11 protein-coding genes are annotated in these 14698 nt (G+C 67.2%); 6 read left to right on the forward strand and 5 right to left on the reverse strand.

The features are described from left to right. Nucleotides 1–109: 109 nt before the first annotated feature. From ACXDF8_RS00925 to ACXDF8_RS00940, 4 genes are read left to right on the forward strand one after another with little or no spacing between them, the layout of a single operon-like run. Entirely contained in the window at nt 110–487 is a 378-nt protein-coding gene (locus ACXDF8_RS00925; protein WP_457221366.1) for an ArsR/SmtB family transcription factor, read from the forward strand. After that, a complete protein-coding gene (locus tag ACXDF8_RS00930; RefSeq protein ID WP_457221367.1) occupies nt 484–2127 on the forward strand; it encodes a SulP family inorganic anion transporter in 1644 nt (547 codons plus the stop codon). The genes ACXDF8_RS00925 and ACXDF8_RS00930 overlap by 4 nt, the downstream gene beginning before the upstream one ends. A gap of 24 nt (nt 2128–2151) precedes the next feature. Then, nucleotides 2152–2457: a hypothetical protein gene (locus ACXDF8_RS00935; RefSeq protein WP_457221368.1), complete on the forward strand. Its 306-nt coding sequence runs from the start codon at nt 2152–2154 to the stop codon at nt 2455–2457. A 34-nt stretch (nt 2458–2491) separates the two neighbouring features. Further along, complete coding sequence (locus ACXDF8_RS00940; protein WP_457221369.1) at nt 2492–3352, forward strand: LLM class F420-dependent oxidoreductase; 861 nt, start codon at nt 2492–2494, stop codon at nt 3350–3352. 65 nt (nt 3353–3417) lie between these two features. Here the strand turns inward: ACXDF8_RS00940 and ACXDF8_RS00945 are convergent, their stop codons facing one another. From ACXDF8_RS00945 to gltB, 3 genes are all read right to left on the reverse strand, one after another. Beyond that, nucleotides 3418–3558, reverse strand: coding sequence for a hypothetical protein (locus tag ACXDF8_RS00945; protein ID WP_457221370.1), 141 nt, complete (start codon nt 3556–3558; stop codon nt 3418–3420). Between the two features lie 170 nt (nt 3559–3728). Next, nucleotides 3729–5195, reverse strand: a complete 1467-nt coding sequence (locus ACXDF8_RS00950; RefSeq protein WP_457221371.1) for a glutamate synthase subunit beta — start codon at nt 5193–5195, stop codon at nt 3729–3731. After that, nucleotides 5188–9810: a glutamate synthase large subunit gene (gltB, locus tag ACXDF8_RS00955; protein ID WP_457221372.1), complete on the reverse strand. Its 4623-nt coding sequence runs from the start codon at nt 9808–9810 to the stop codon at nt 5188–5190. Before gltB ends, ACXDF8_RS00950 begins: the two co-directional genes overlap by 8 nt. Before the next feature lie 521 nt (nt 9811–10331). On the opposite strand from gltB, the gene ACXDF8_RS00960 reads away from it, so the two are divergent. Both ACXDF8_RS00960 and ACXDF8_RS00965 read left to right on the forward strand, forming a co-directional pair. Continuing rightward, entirely contained in the window at nt 10332–11381 is a 1050-nt protein-coding gene (locus ACXDF8_RS00960; protein ID WP_457221373.1) for a MinD/ParA family ATP-binding protein, read from the forward strand. Further along, on the forward strand, nt 11362–12117 hold the full coding sequence (locus tag ACXDF8_RS00965) for a serine/threonine-protein kinase (protein ID WP_457221374.1): 756 nt from the start codon (nt 11362–11364) through the stop codon (nt 12115–12117). Before ACXDF8_RS00960 ends, ACXDF8_RS00965 begins: the two co-directional genes overlap by 20 nt. A 20-nt stretch (nt 12118–12137) precedes the next feature. Here the strand turns inward: ACXDF8_RS00965 and ACXDF8_RS00970 are convergent, their stop codons facing one another. Both ACXDF8_RS00970 and eccA read right to left on the reverse strand, forming a co-directional pair. Beyond that, entirely contained in the window at nt 12138–12728 is a 591-nt protein-coding gene (locus ACXDF8_RS00970) for a hypothetical protein (protein WP_457221375.1), read from the reverse strand. A 117-nt stretch (nt 12729–12845) separates the two neighbouring features. Further along, on the reverse strand, nt 12846–14696 hold the full coding sequence (gene eccA / locus ACXDF8_RS00975; protein ID WP_457221376.1) for a type VII secretion AAA-ATPase EccA: 1851 nt from the start codon (nt 14694–14696) through the stop codon (nt 12846–12848). Nucleotides 14697–14698: the final 2 nt, after the last annotated feature.

Consider the following 14698-nt stretch of genomic DNA (forward strand, 5'->3'; position numbering starts at 1 on the left):
TGCCCGCGATGGGTGGCGTCGGGACGCACGGATTTGCCGTGACGACACCACCATCGCTAGGCTGATTGCGACTTCGTTCAATCCATCAAATAGCCAACCGAGGTGTTCCGTGCCCACCAGATCACCCGCCGGCACCGAGCGGCCGCTCTACGAGATCAAGGCAAACCTCTTCAAGGCGCTCGCCCACCCGGCCCGCATCAGGGTCCTGGAGATCCTCGCCGGCAGCGCCCGGCCGACGCCGGTGAGCGAGATCCTCACCGCCACCGACATCGAGGCGACGCTGCTGTCTCAGCACCTCGCGGTTCTCAAACGCCACCAAGTGGTGCGCGCCGAGCGGGTCGGGAACGCCGTCTACTACGAACTGGCCCATCCCTCGATCCGCGAACTACTGGTCATCGCTCGCAGCTTTTTGGCCGACACCCTCAAAGATCGGCAGCAGCAGCTCGCCGCGTTCGACGCGCTCCCCCCGGTCGGGGACCCCCGGTGATCGCCAAGGCCGCCGGCCAGCTCTCCCGACTGCTACCGCACCGCGGGGATTACGCCGACCTACCACGATCCTGGCGGCGCGACATCCTCGCCGGGATCACCGTCGGCGTGGTGGCCCTGCCTCTGGCGCTCGCGTTCGGCATCAGCTCCGGCGTCGGCGCGGCCGCCGGCCTCATCACCGCCGTGATCGCCGGACTCGTCGCCGCGGTGTTCGGCGGCTCCCACGTCCAGGTGTCCGGCCCGACGGGCGCGATGGCGGTGGTGCTCGCCCCGATCGTCGCCCAGCACGGCATCGGCAGCATCGCGTTGGTGACGGTGATCGCCGGCGTGATCGTGCTGGCCGCCGGCGTCACCGGGCTCGGCCGTGCGGTGACCTTCATCCCGTGGCCGGTGATCGAGGGCTTCACCCTCGGCATCGCCGCCATCATCTTCCTGCAGCAAGTGCCCGCCGCGTTCGGGGTAGCGGCACCGGCCGGCGAGCGCACGCTGCCAGCCGCCTGGGACGTCGTCATCCATGCCGACTGGACGGTGGCGTGGCGAACGCTCGCCGTCGTCGGCTTGGTCGGCCTGCTGATGGTCTTCTTGCCCCGCCTGCATCGCGGCATCCCCGAATCGTTGACCGCGGTCGTCGCCGCGACCCTGATCGTGGTCGGTGCACACCTGCCGGTAGCCCGCATCGGCGCGCTGCCCTCGCACCTGCCCGCCCCCGTCCTGCCGCAGGCCGACCCGAGCGCGCTGCGCACGCTGGTCGGCGCCGCACTGGCCATCGCGGCGCTCGCGGCGATCGAATCCCTGCTGTCCGCGCGGGTGGCGGCCACCATGTCGCCGACGGGCCCGTACGACCCAGACCGCGAACTCGTCGGTCAGGGTCTAGCCTCGGTGGCGTCCGGACTGTTCGGCGGCATGCCGGCCACCGGTGCCATCGCGCGCACCGCGGTCAACGTGCGGTCGGGCGCGCGAACCCGGGTCTCGGCCATCGTGCACTCGCTGCTGCTGCTCGGCGTGGTGTATCTGGCGACCGGACCCGTCGCGGCAATTCCGTTGTCCGCGTTGGCCGGTGTGCTGATGGTGACCTCGTTCCGGATGATCTCGGCCAGGACCGTCGCCAAGATCATGCGCTCCACCCGCTCGGACGCACTGACCTTCGTGCTGACCGCCGTCGTCACCATCTGCTTCGACCTCATCGAGGCGGTCGAGATCGGGATCCTGTTCGCGGCCTTCTTCGCGCTGCGGACGGTGGCACGACGCAGCAGCGTGGTCCGCGAGGAGCTGCCTGGGCCGCACCAACCCGGTGACGAACGCATCGCGCTGCTGCGACTGGACGGCGCGATGTTCTTCGGGGCCGCCGACCGGATCTCCAGCGAGATCACCACTCACCCGGACGTGTCTGTGGTGATCATCCGGATGTCACAGCTGGGGATGCTTGACGCCACGGGGGCACACACACTGGCCGAACTGGCCGAGGAACTGGAGTCGCGCGGCATCACCGTGATCATCAAGGGCGTTCAGCCCGAGCACATGAACCTGCTCGCGAACATCGGCATTGTCGAGGCGCTGCGCCACGAGAACCACCTCATCGACTCCCTCGACGAGGCGATCGCCCACGCCCGTTCACATGTCCCGCGAGTTGTTTATCCCTGACGGCGGCCGGGTAGACCCAGCAACGTGCCGTCCCTCCCATTTCACCAGTGGGTCGTCCTGTATTTGTGTGGCGCCGTCGTCGCCGCCGGGTCGGCGCTGGTGTTCGCGGCCCGGGCGCGCAAGCGCGATGACCCTGCGGCCCCGGCACTGGCCGGTGGCCCGGCGCTGCTCGCGGGCGCGCTCTGGCCGGTAGTTGTCGCCGGGCTCGTCCAGTGGTTCGTCATCCACCTGGTCGCCACATGGCTTGAACCGCCCCGGCTGCACCGCGCCGCGCTGATCCGCTACGGGTCACGTCCGGTGCGTTCGGCCGGCCGCTCCAACGCCGCCTGAGCCGGCGAGCGGTGCAGACACTAGGCTCGACACAGTGCGATTCGCTTTCAAGACCTCACCGCAGAACACCACGTGGGCCGACATGCTCGCCGTGTGGCAGGCCGCCGACGATATCGACGTTTATCACTCGGGCTGGACGTTCGACCACTTCTACCCGATCTTCTCCGACCCGACCGGGCCATGCCTGGAGGGTTGGACGACCCTGACCGCCCTGGCCCAGGCCACCACCCGGCTCAGGCTGGGCACCCTGGTCACCGGCATTCACTACCGCCATCCCGCCGTGCTCGCCAACATGGCAGCCGCCGTCGACATCATCTCCGGCGGGCGACTCGAACTCGGTATCGGCGCGGGCTGGAACGAGGAAGAGTCCGGCGCGTACGGCATCGAGCTAGGCAGTATCAAGGAGCGCTTCGACCGGTTCGAAGAGGGCTGCCAGGTCCTCATCGGGCTGCTGAGCCAGGACACCACCGATTTTGCGGGCACCTACTACCAGCTGAGGGACGCGCGCAACGAGCCCAAGGGCCCGCAGCGCCCGCACCCTCCGATCTGCATCGGCGGCAGCGGCGAGAAGCGGACCCTGCGGATCACCGCCAAGTACGCCCAGCACTGGAACTTCGTGGGCGGCACCCCCGAAGAGTTCGCCCGCAAGCGTGACGTGCTGGGCTCGCACTGCGCCGACATCGGCCGTGACGCGGCAGAGATCATGCTGTCGGCCCACGTGCGGCTCGGCGACGATCGCGACTACGGCAAGGTGATCGACGAGGCAGCGGCACTCGGGGCCGAGGGGCTGGATCTGGCGATCATCTACCTGCCCGCGCCGCATGATCCGGCGGTACTGGAACCGCTGGCCGAGGCGATCCGGGAGTCGGGGTTGCTCACCACGCCCGACGCCTGACCAGATAATCGGACGGGCCTCACCGGCAAAATATCTGCGCCGTCAACGAGGGCGCAAAGGTGTTGCTAGAAGCCGTAACGCATGAGCTCAGCGGGGGTGATCAACCGCTCGTGCTTGGCCGCGAATTCGCGGCTCTTCATCGGATGACGGATGAACAACCAGGCAATACGCCCGACCCGGGAACGAGATATCGGGTTGAGGTACACAAGAATCACTCCTGTGGTCGGATCTCGGTCTAACCGGAGGGCCACGTTACCGCGGCACCTGCTCCAGCAATTAGATACGCGCCTTTCCGCAAACAGCATCAGGCGCGCCGACGAATCATCCGATGATTCTGGTGTTACTAAAGTGACGAAAGTGATCCCCGAGGGGACCGCTACCGCTGTGGTGCCGCCGTAGGTTTGATCGGCGCCGGCAAAGCCGTGTGGCCCATCAGGTAGCGATCCACCCCCGCCGCTGCGGCCCGGCCCTCGGCGATCGCCCAGACGATCAGCGACTGGCCGCGGCCCATATCACCGGCGACGAACACCCCCGGCACCGTGGTGTCGAAGTCGTCGCCGCGCACCACGTTGCCGCGCTCGTTGAACTCGACACCAAGGTCGGTGAGCAGTCCCGGCCGCTCGGGCCCGACGAAGCCCATCGCCAGCAGCACCAGGTCGGCCTCGAGCTCGAAGTCGGTGCCGTCGACCTTCTCGAACTTGCCGTTCTTCATCACGACTTCGTGGGCCCGCAGACCGGTGACCTTGCCCTCGTGGCCGAGGAACTTCTCGGTGTTCACCGAGAACACCCGCTCGCCGCCCTCTTCGTGGGCCGAGGACACCCGGAACATCAGCGGGTAGGTCGGCCACGGGGTGGAATCCGCGCGGGTCTCCGGCGGACGCGGCATGATCTCGAACTGGTGGATGCTGACCGCACCCTGCCGGTGTGCGGTGCCCAGGCAGTCCGCGCCCGTGTCGCCGCCGCCGATGATGACGACCTTCTTGCCCTTGGCCGTGATCGGGGGTTGACCGTCCTCGTCGGTCACCGGATCACCGAGCTGGACCTTGTTGGCCCAGGGCAGGTACTCCATGGCCTGATAGACGCCCTCGAACTGGCGGCCGGGGATCGGCAGGTCACGCGCGGCGGTAGCACCGCCGGCCAGCACCACGGCGTCGAATTCGTCGCGCAGTTGATCGGCGGTGATGTCGATACCGACGTTGACACCGGCGCGGAACTTGGTGCCCTCGGCCTCCATCTGCGCCAGCCGGCGGTCGATGTGACGCTTCTCCATCTTGAACTCGGGGATGCCGTAGCGCAGCAGCCCGCCGATGCGGTCGGCCCGTTCGAAGACGGTGACGTCGTGTCCGGCGCGGGTCAACTGCTGGGCGGCGGCCAGCCCTGCGGGTCCGGAGCCGACGACGGCGACCTTCTTGCCGGTGATGACGTGCGGCGGCATGGGCACCACCCAGCCCTCGTCGAAGGCGTTGTCGATGATCTCGACCTCGACCTGCTTGATGGTCACCGGATCCTGGTTGATCCCCAGGACGCAGGACGCCTCGCACGGCGCCGGGCACAGCCGCCCGGTGAACTCCGGGAAGTTGTTGGTGGCGTGCAGTCGCTCGATCGCATCGCGCCACCGGTCCCGGTAGACCAGGTCGTTCCACTCCGGGATCAGGTTACCCAGCGGACAGCCGTTGTGGCAGAACGGGATTCCGCAGTCCATACAGCGGGCAGCCTGGTGCTCCAGGGTGCCGTGGGGGAAGTCTTCGTAGACCTCTTTCCAGTCCCGCAGACGCAGGTCCACCGGCCGACGAACCGGAGTCTCACGGTGGGTGTACTTCAGAAAGCCGGTCGGGTCAGCCATGAGCGGCCGCCATGATCGCCTTGCCGACGTCCTGGCCGGCGGCTTCGGCCTCGGCGATCGCCTTCAGCACAGCCTTGTAGTCGCGCGGCATCACTTTCACGAAGTTCCCTACCTGTCCCGCCCAGTCGTCCAGAATTCGCCGTCCCACAACCGAATCGGTGGCGTCGGTGTGCGCGGCGATGATGCCGCGCAGCCACTCGGTGTCGGCATCGTCGAACGCGTCGATGTCCACCATCTCGGTATTGAGGTTCGCCGGGAGCTTGCCCTCGGGGTCGTAGACGTAGGCGATCCCGCCGGACATGCCCGCGGCGAAGTTACGCCCGGTCTCGCCAAGGATCACCACCCGCCCACCGGTCATGTACTCGCAGCCGTGGTCGCCCACACCTTCGACGACGGCATGGGCACCGGAGTTGCGCACCGCGAACCGCTCCCCGACCGTGCCGCGGATGAAGGCCTCGCCGCTGGTGGCACCGAACAGGATCACGTTGCCGCCGATGATGTTGTCCTCGGCCACATAGCCCTCGGGTGCCTTGTCCGACGGCCGCAACACGATCCGCCCGCCCGACAGACCCTTACCGACGTAGTCGTTGGCGTCGCCATAGACCCGCAGAGTCACCCCCGTGGGCACGAAGGCGCCGAAGCTATTGCCCGCGGAGCCCTCGAAGGTGATGTCGATGGTGCCGTCCGGAAGCCCGTTGGCGCCGTAGGCCTTGGTCAACTCGTGGCCGAGCATGGTGCCGACAGTCCGGTTGGTGTTGGCGATGGTCGTGGAAAAACGAACTGGCGTACCGGAATCCAGAGCCTCGCGGCTCATCACGATGAGCTGCTGGTCCAGCGCCTTGTCCAGGCCGTGGTCCTGGCGTGAGCTGCAGTACAGGTCCTGATTCATAAACGCCGAGTCCGGCTCGTGCAGCACCGGGGTGAGGTCCAGCTTGTGGGCCTTCCAGTGCTCGGCGGCCTTTGCGGTGTCCAGGGCGTTGACCTGGCCGACCATCTCGTTGACCGTGCGGAAACCGAGCTGTGCCATCAGCTCGCGCACTTCTTCGGCGATGAACATGAAGAAGTTCTCGACGAATTCCGGCTTGCCGGTAAACCGTTCACGCAGCAGCGGGTTCTGGGTGGCCACGCCCACCGGGCAGGTGTCGAGGTGGCAGACCCGCATCATGATGCAGCCAGACACCACCAGCGGAGCGGTGGCGAAGCCGAACTCCTCGGCGCCGAGCAACGCAGCCACGACGACGTCGCGCCCGGTCTTGAGCTGCCCGTCGACCTGGACCACGATCCGGTCACGAAGCCCGTTGAGCAGCAGGGTCTGCTGCGTTTCGGCCAAGCCGAGCTCCCACGGGGCGCCGGCATGCTTCATCGACGTCAGCGGCGTCGCGCCGGTGCCGCCGTCGTGCCCGGAGATCAGGACGACGTCGGCGTGCGCCTTCGACACGCCCGCGGCCACCGTCCCAACGCCGTTCTCGCTGACCAGCTTCACGTGGACGCGGGCCTGCGGGTTGGCGTTCTTCAGGTCGTGGATCAGCTGCGCCAGATCCTCGATCGAGTAGATGTCGTGGTGCGGCGGCGGTGAGATCAGGCCGACACCCGGAGTCGAGTGGCGCACCTCGGCCACCCACGGATAGACCTTGTGACCCGGAAGTTGGCCGCCCTCACCGGGTTTGGCGCCCTGAGCCATCTTGATCTGGATATCGGTGCAGTTGGTCAGGTAGTGCGACGTGACACCGAACCGGCCCGAGGCGACCTGCTTGATCGCACTGCGGCGCCAGTCGCCGTTGGGGTCGTGCTCGAAACGGCTGGTGGCCTCGCCACCCTCGCCCGAGTTCGACCGGGCACCGAGACGATTCATCGCGATCGCCAGCGTCTCGTGCGCCTCGGCCGAAATCGAGCCGTAGCTCATCGCGCCGGTGGAGAACCGCTTGACGATCTCGCTGGCCGATTCCACTTCTTCGATCGGAACAGGCTGGCGCCCAGCGTTTTTAGGATCTTTGAACTTCAACAGGCCGCGCAGCGACGCCATCCGTTCACTCTGGTCGTTGACCAGAGTGGTGTACTCCTTGAACACCGAGTACTGCCCGGTACGAGTTGAATGTTGGAGTTTAAAAACCGTATCGGGGTTGAACAGGTGGTACTCGCCTTCGCGGCGCCACTGGTATTCCCCGCCCACCTCGAGCTCGCGGTGGGCGCGCTCGTCGGGACGATCCAGGTAAGCCAGCTGGTGGCGGGCGGCGACGTCGGCGGCGATGTCGTCGAGATCGATACCGCCCACCGGACAGCTCAGCCCGGTGAAGTACTCGTCGAGCACCCGCTGGGAGATGCCGATGGCCTGGAACAGCTGGGCCCCGGTGTAGGAGGCCAGGGTGGAGATGCCCATCTTGGACATCACCTTGAGCACGCCCTTGCCGGCGGCCTTGATGTAGTTCTGCAGCGCCTTCTCGCGGTCGATGCCCTGGGCGGCGCCCCCGGTGGCGGAGCCGCCAAGAATGCCTCTGTCGATCATGTCGCTGATCGACTCGAAGGCCATGTACGGGTTGACCGCCGCGGCACCGAAGCCGAGCAAGGCCGCCATGTGGTGCACCTCGCGGGCGTCACCGGCCTCGACGACGAGGCCGACCTGGGTGCGGGTGCGGGTGCGCACCAGGTGGTGGTGGATCGCCGAGACCGCCAGCAGCGACGGGATCGGTGCCAGGTTCGCGGTGGACTCCCGATCGGAGATCACCAGCAGCTGTGCGCCGTCGGCGATGGCCTTGGACGCGGCGTCGCGAATGTCGTCCAGCGCGCGGCGCAGGCCCTCGCCCCCCTTGGCGACGGGGTACAGGCAGCGGATGACGGCCGCGCGCATGCCGTGTTTACGGCCGCGGATCTCGTCGTCGGGGTTGAGGTTGATCAGCTTGGCGAGCTCGTGATTCCGCAGGATCGGCTGCGGCAACACGATCTGATGGCACGACTCCTGAGTCGGGTTGAGCAGGTCGCCCTCCGGCCCGACCGTGCCCTGCAGACTGGTGACGACCTCTTCGCGGATGGCGTCCAGCGGCGGGTTGGTCACCTGGGCGAACAGCTGCTGGAAGTAGTCGAACAGCATCCGCGGCCGGCCCGACAGCACGGCGATCGGGGTGTCGGTGCCCATTGAGCCGATCGGCTCGGCGCCGGTACGCGCCATCGGCGCGACCAGCAGGTTGAGCTCCTCATAGGTGAAACCGAAGGCCTGCTGGCGGGCCACCACCCGGTGGTGCGACATCCGGATGTAGGGACCCTGCGGCAGCAGATCGAGGTGGAACAACCCGGCCTCGAGCCAGTCGGCGTAGGGGTGCTCGGCGGCCAGCTCGGCCTTGATCTCCTCGTCGTCGACAATGCGGCCCTGTGCGGTGTCGACCAGGAACATGCGGCCGGGCTGCAGGCGCATCCGCTTGACCACCCTGGCGGGGTCCAGGTCGAGCACGCCGGCTTCAGAAGCCATGACCACCAGGCCGTCGTCGGTCACCCAGATGCGCGAGGGACGCAGGCCGTTGCGGTCGAGCACCGCGCCCACCACGGTGCCGTCGGAGAAGCAGACCGAGGCCGGTCCGTCCCACGGCTCCATCAACGAGCCGTGGTACTGGTAGAACGCCCGCCGCTGCGGGTCCATCGACTCGTTGCGCTCCCAGGCCTCTGGGATCATCATCAACACCGCGTGCGCCAGACTGCGCCCGCCCAGGTGCAACAACTCGAGCACCTCGTCGAAACGCGCGGTGTCCGAGGCGCCGGGTGTGCAGACCGGGAAGATCTTTTCGACGTCGGTGCCGAAGACATCGGTCTTGATCAGCGCCTCACGGGCGCGCATCCAGTTCTCGTTGCCGGTGACGGTGTTGATCTCGCCGTTGTGGGCGACCCGGCGGAACGGGTGAGCTAGCGGCCACGACGGGAACGTGTTGGTGGAGAACCGGGAGTGCACGATCCCCAGCGCGCTCTCCAGGCGGTCGTCTTGAAGATCCAGGTAGAACGCCCTGAGCTGCGGGGTGGTCAGCATGCCCTTGTAGACGAAGGTCTGCCCGGAAAGGCTTGGGAAATAGACGGTTTCGCGCCCTGGGCCGTCCTGGCCGGGGCCCTTGGAGCCCAGCTCGTGCTCGGCACGCTTGCGGATCACATAGGCCTTGCGCTCCAGGTCCATGCCGGAGGCGCCGCCGATGAACACCTGGCGGAAGGTCGGCATGGCGTCGCGGGACAACGCACCCAGCGACGAGTCGTCGGTGGGCACGTCGCGCCAGCCAATGACCTCGAGACCCTCGGCCTCGACGATCTTCTCGACTGCCTCGCAGGCGCTCATCGCGTCGCGGGCGGACTGCGGCAGGAACGCGATGCCGGTGGCGTAGGAGCCTTGGGGAGGAAGGTCGAAGCCCTCCTTGTCTTTGCACACGGCACGCAGGAACGAATCGGGGACCTGCAGCAGGATGCCCGCGCCGTCACCGCTGTGCGGCTCGGCACCGGCGGCACCACGGTGTTCGAGGTTGAGCAGGGCGGTGATCGCCTTATCGACGATGTCGCGGCTGCGCCGGCCGTGAATGTCGACCACCATGGCGACGCCGCACGAATCGTGTTCGTATGCGGGGTTGTACAGCCCGACACTCCTGGGCATGTGCACCTGACCCTTCACAAGCATTTATTCGCGCGGCGGTTCATCGACGTCACCGCACGCCGTCAGGGATACCTCCGTGCGTCACTGAACGGGGCTTCCACTGTGGTGCCAACAAGTTGTAAAACGATATGCCAAACCACGCCTGACATGCCAACTTAGTCTAGGCTAACTACACAGCTGGGCCCTGATTCGCCGAAGCCGCGGCCGATCGGCCGACTAGCTGCGGAATCAGTTGTAGCAGGCCGCTGTGGGTGTTGTGATCGACTGTCGTCATGCCGTTGCACTGACGAAGGGTGCAGCCTTGTGGGCGACGCGGTGTGGCTAGCCGGAGCGCCGTCGGCAGCCGCCTGCTGCGGGAAACCTCACATCACGGTCCGTCGCCGAGGCTGTGAGCTGGCTGAACCCGGCGTGCGGCGGAGGGGGAAACTCTCGCCGGATTCTTAGAGACCGGGCGGCGATCGGGACCAGGGTGTTTGCGGGCACGGCGATACTTGAGTTCATCCTCCGAGGTGAAAGTGACGATGACCGACCGCGACGACGACCCACGCGCCCGCTTCCGGCGGCCGCAGCCGCCCCACGACGCGGGCGAGCCGACTATGCGGATGCCCCGCATCCAGCCCGCACCGGCCGCGCCGCCGCCGCTCCCCCTGCCGGTGCACGCCCCGGCGCGCCCGAAGCCGCGGCCCACCCGCGGCTGGCGCCGTGGCGTGTACGCCGCGACGTTCGGGCTGGTGAACCTCGGCCCGTCGCGTCAGGAGCGGCGCGAGGCGGCGATGGAGGCCATGGTCGCCGCTCCGCTGCGCGGGCACTACAAGGTCGGCGTGCTGGGCAAGGGGGGCGTGGGCAAGACGACGGTCGCGGCCAGCGTCGGCTGTGTGCTGGCCGAACTGCGCCGCGGTGACCGGGTGGTGGCCGTGGACGCCGACACCGCGTTCGGCCGCCTCGGCAGTCGCATCGATCCACGTGCGGACGGCTCGTACTGGGAGCTGGCGAAGAACAAGAACCTGCGGTCGTTCGCCGAGGTGCTCACCCGCATGGGCAGCAATTCGTCCGGGTTGTTCGTGCTCGCCGGCGAGAACGGCAGCCGTCGTGGCATCCTCGATCCGGCGATCTATCGCGAGGCCACCATGCACCTGGACCGCCACTTCACCATCTCCATCGTGGATTGCGGCTCGACCATGGACGCCCCGGTCACCCAGGAGGCGATGCGGGACATGGATGCGTTGATCGTGGTGTCCTCGCCCTGGCCCGACGGGGCGTCGGCCGCCGCCCAGACCATGGAATGGCTGGCCGCGCACGGCAAGGTCGGGCTGATGCAGCGGTCGGTGATCGTGCTCAACGATTCCGACGGGCACTCCGACAAGCACACTCGCGGCGTACTCGCCGACCAGTTCCGGTCGCGCCGCCAGGCGGTGGTGGCGGTGCCCTTCGACCCGGGTCTGCGCCCAGGCGGTGTCATCAACAGCACCAGCGAAATGTCGCCGGCCACCCGTGCCGCGTTCGTCGAGGTGGCGGCCGTGCTTTCGCAGTTCTTCGCGACGATCCCCGCGCGTGGACCCGCAGCCCGCTAGGGTCGCCGGATACGCGATCCAATCGGTGCTGGGCACCGGTGGTACCGGCACCGTCTACCTGGCGTGCGACTCGTCCCGGCTAGTCGCACTGAAGGTGTGCGACGCCCGATTCCCCATACCCCCGGTCCTCGTCCATCCGAACATCGTTGCCGTGTACGAGCACGGCCAGACACCGGATGGGAAGTGCTGGCTGGCAATGGAATACGCCACCGGTGGTGATGCAGACAACGAACTACGGGCCGGGCGCATGCCTCCCGCGCGCACGGTGCACATCGTGGCCGATATCGCCGAGGCACTCGACTACGCACACGACCGAGGTGTGGTGCACGGGGACGTCAAGCCCTCCAACTTCCTGCTGGCCGAGGACGACCGGGCGCTGCTGGCCGATTTCGGGGTGCACCCGTTCGCCGTCGAAGGGGCGGTGCTGACCTCGGCGGCCTATGCCGCGCCGGAGATACTGCGCGGCCAGGTCGTTGACGGCCGCGCGGACGTCTACTCGCTGGGCTGTTCGTTGTTTCGGTTACTGACCGGCAAGCCCCCGTATTTCGACGCGGGGCCCAAGGACGCGGTCGTCGAAGCCCACCTGAACCGTGCCGTGCCGCAGGTCACTCCTTACGCGCCGTGGCTACCACCGGCGATCGACGAGGTGGTCGCCACAGCGATGGCTAAGCATCCCGATGCGCGGTATTGCAGTGCAGGCGAACTGGCACGAGCCGCCAGTGCCGGGTTGCGGTGACGTTTCACGTTGCCCGACGGTCAACCGATCGCGTCCCGAATGATCTGACGTTGCCGTAAGGCGTCCGCTTTCATGGCAGCGAGGGTCTCGTGGCCGTTGGCGATCATGGTCGATATGTCGTTCAGTCGGGTTTGATCCGCCTGGATTCGACTATTCAGGTGCGCGATCTGAGTCTCGATCGTGCCCCGTTCGGCCTGTGTCAATTCAGGGTTCGCCAGTCGCGCGGTCAATGCGGCCAACCTCACGTTCTTCGTCTCGATCGCGGCCACCATCGCCCTCACCTGGGCGGATAGGCCGTTCACCCGCGTCAGTACCACCAACATCGAGAGTTGATCTACGGACAGATCACCCAAAGCGCCTGCCACCTCACCGGCCCTGATGAGGTCATCCCTGTTCACCAGGACTGGATGCGATGTGGCTACTGGGCGAGGCGCCGAATGCGCCGTGCCCTTGTCCAGATCCGAGGTCGCGTGGGCTGTCCCGCGCTTTGCCGTTGCCGCCTCAGCACCGTGGACTGCATGGGCAGACGGCTCGGCCACGGCAACGCCCGCCCCCAGCCCCAGCCCCAGCCCGAGCGCGACCCCAACCGCGCCAATGTGCTTGATGAACACTCGATCCCCCCGGCTTCTGGCCGGACCCGCGCCCCGGCTGTGTCGAGAGCTTACAACGCGATCGACGCGTCAAGAAGTTAGCTGGGGGAGATCCTCACACCGATCGAACAAGCTCGGTCACAGATCCAGCGGTACATGCTTTTCCGCGCACGCATCCGCCACTGCGGCGACGACATCCTGGGCGCGCAGGGTCTCGAGATCCTCGACGGTCACCGAGCCACGGCTGGTCCGGTTTTGCGCGGCTACCCGCGAATCACGAAGCCGCTCAGCACGTTCGACAACATTGCGGGCGAACCGACCGTTCTGCATGACGTCGATGCCGTGGCTGCCGTCCGGAGCCAGATACGCCCGCAGCTTGCGACAGGCCGCGTTGAGGGCTTCCTGCGCGGCGGGATCGATGACGGTGGCACGCGGGCTGCCGTAGCGGATCGCAATCTCGACGAGCTCGCCCGGACTGTACGACTCGAACCGGAGTTTGCGGTTGAATCGTCCGGCCAAACCTGGGTTCACCGTGAGAAATTCGTCGACTTCCTTCTCGTAGCCCGCGCCGATGAAGCAGAAGTCGAAGCGGTGCACCTCCAAGGCGACCAGCAGCTGGTTGACGGCCTCCATGCCGATCATGTCCGGCCGCCCGTCATGGTGACGCTCCACCAGAGAGTAGAACTCGTCCATGAACAGGATCCGGCCGAGCGAACGGCTGATCAGCTCATTGGTTTTCGGCCCCGACGACCCGATGTGCTCACCACAGAAATCGGCTCGCTTGACCTCGATGATCTCCGGGTGCCGAACGATGCCGAGGCCGGCGTAGATCTTGCCCAGCGCCTCGGCCGTGGTCGTCTTGCCGGTTCCGGGCGGACCGACCAGAAGCATGTGGTTGGTCTGGTTCGTCACCGGCAGACCGTGCGCCAGGCGCAACGCCCGTACCTCGATCTGGTCCTCCAGTTCAGCGACGGCACGCTTGACGTCGGCCAGTCCTACCTGTTTGTTCAGCAGCGCACGGCCTTCGGCGAGCAGCTCGGTTCGGCGCTCGGCGTTCTCCTCCTCCGCGCGGTCCTGTTCGGACTGCTCGGTGCTGGCGTCCCACTTGTTGGTGCGGCTGTTGATCGTCTCTTCGTCGGTGACGACGAGTTGGAGTCGCTGATCGGCCAGCGCCTGCTTTGCGGGTTCGATCAACACCCCGTTCAGGCTGGCCTTGGACAGCCAGATCTGCGCCTTGTCCTCCTCGCCCAGCTGACGATGCGCCATGCCGCGCACGTAGGCCAGATCGGCAGTGATCAAGGGGAATTCGACCGGGTCGATTGCGGTGACGGCGGTGTCGAGCAGGCTGTGCCTGCGCGCCTCCGCAGTGCCGCGTTCCGAGCGGAGCTCCACCCGATCGGCCCAGTCCAGGGCGACTCGGGCCTGCCCCAGATGCGCGGCGGCGTGGGCGGCCAACGCGTTGGTGGCCGCCGTGACGGCGGACATGATGATCGCCTGTGGCGGCAGCACCCGGGCCGCCTCGGCGATGACATCGGGCCAGCGCTGGGTGGCGAACATCAGATAGGCCCGCACGTATTGCTGCCACTGATGGTTCTCCCAAGTGTCCAGCAGTGCCGAATCATCCAGTACCGCTTCGGCTTTCTCGAACTGTTTGTCGTCAACGAGGGCGCTGGCCAAGGCCAGCCCGGCATGGGAGGCCTCGGTGACCGTGATCGACAGGTAGGGCCCCGCCTTGATCGGGGCGGCCAGCCGCACCCCCAGTCGGTTGGTCTCACGGTGCAGCCGCGTGCCGTAGGCGTAGAGCTGCTGCAGGCTGTCCAGAGCATCGTCGCCGGCGGCGATCCTGCCCAGCCAGCCGTCGGCCATCGACGGGTCGATGCCGGTGGCTTCCCGGAAGTGCCGCGCCGCCGTCGCCGGGTCCGATTCCAGTGCGGCCATCGCCTGGTCGAACTGGCGGCGGGCTGCTGCGGTGTCGGTGCTGCTGGTCATCG

The sequence above is a fragment of the Mycolicibacterium sp. CBM1 genome, from assembly GCF_054073305.1.

What these genes read in the sequence shown, in the direction of transcription:
- ACXDF8_RS00950 (WP_457221371.1), bottom strand. Translation starts at nt 5,195, where the DNA reads ATGGCTGACCCGACCGGCTTTCTGAAGTACACCCACCGTGAGACTCCG.
- gltB (WP_457221372.1), bottom strand. Translation starts at nt 9,810, where the DNA reads ATGCCCAGGAGTGTCGGGCTGTACAACCCCGCATACGAACACGATTCG.
- ACXDF8_RS00960 (WP_457221373.1), top strand. Translation starts at nt 10,332, where the DNA reads ATGACCGACCGCGACGACGACCCACGCGCCCGCTTCCGGCGGCCGCAG.
- eccA (WP_457221376.1), bottom strand. Translation starts at nt 14,696, where the DNA reads ATGACCAGCAGCACCGACACCGCAGCAGCCCGCCGCCAGTTCGACCAG.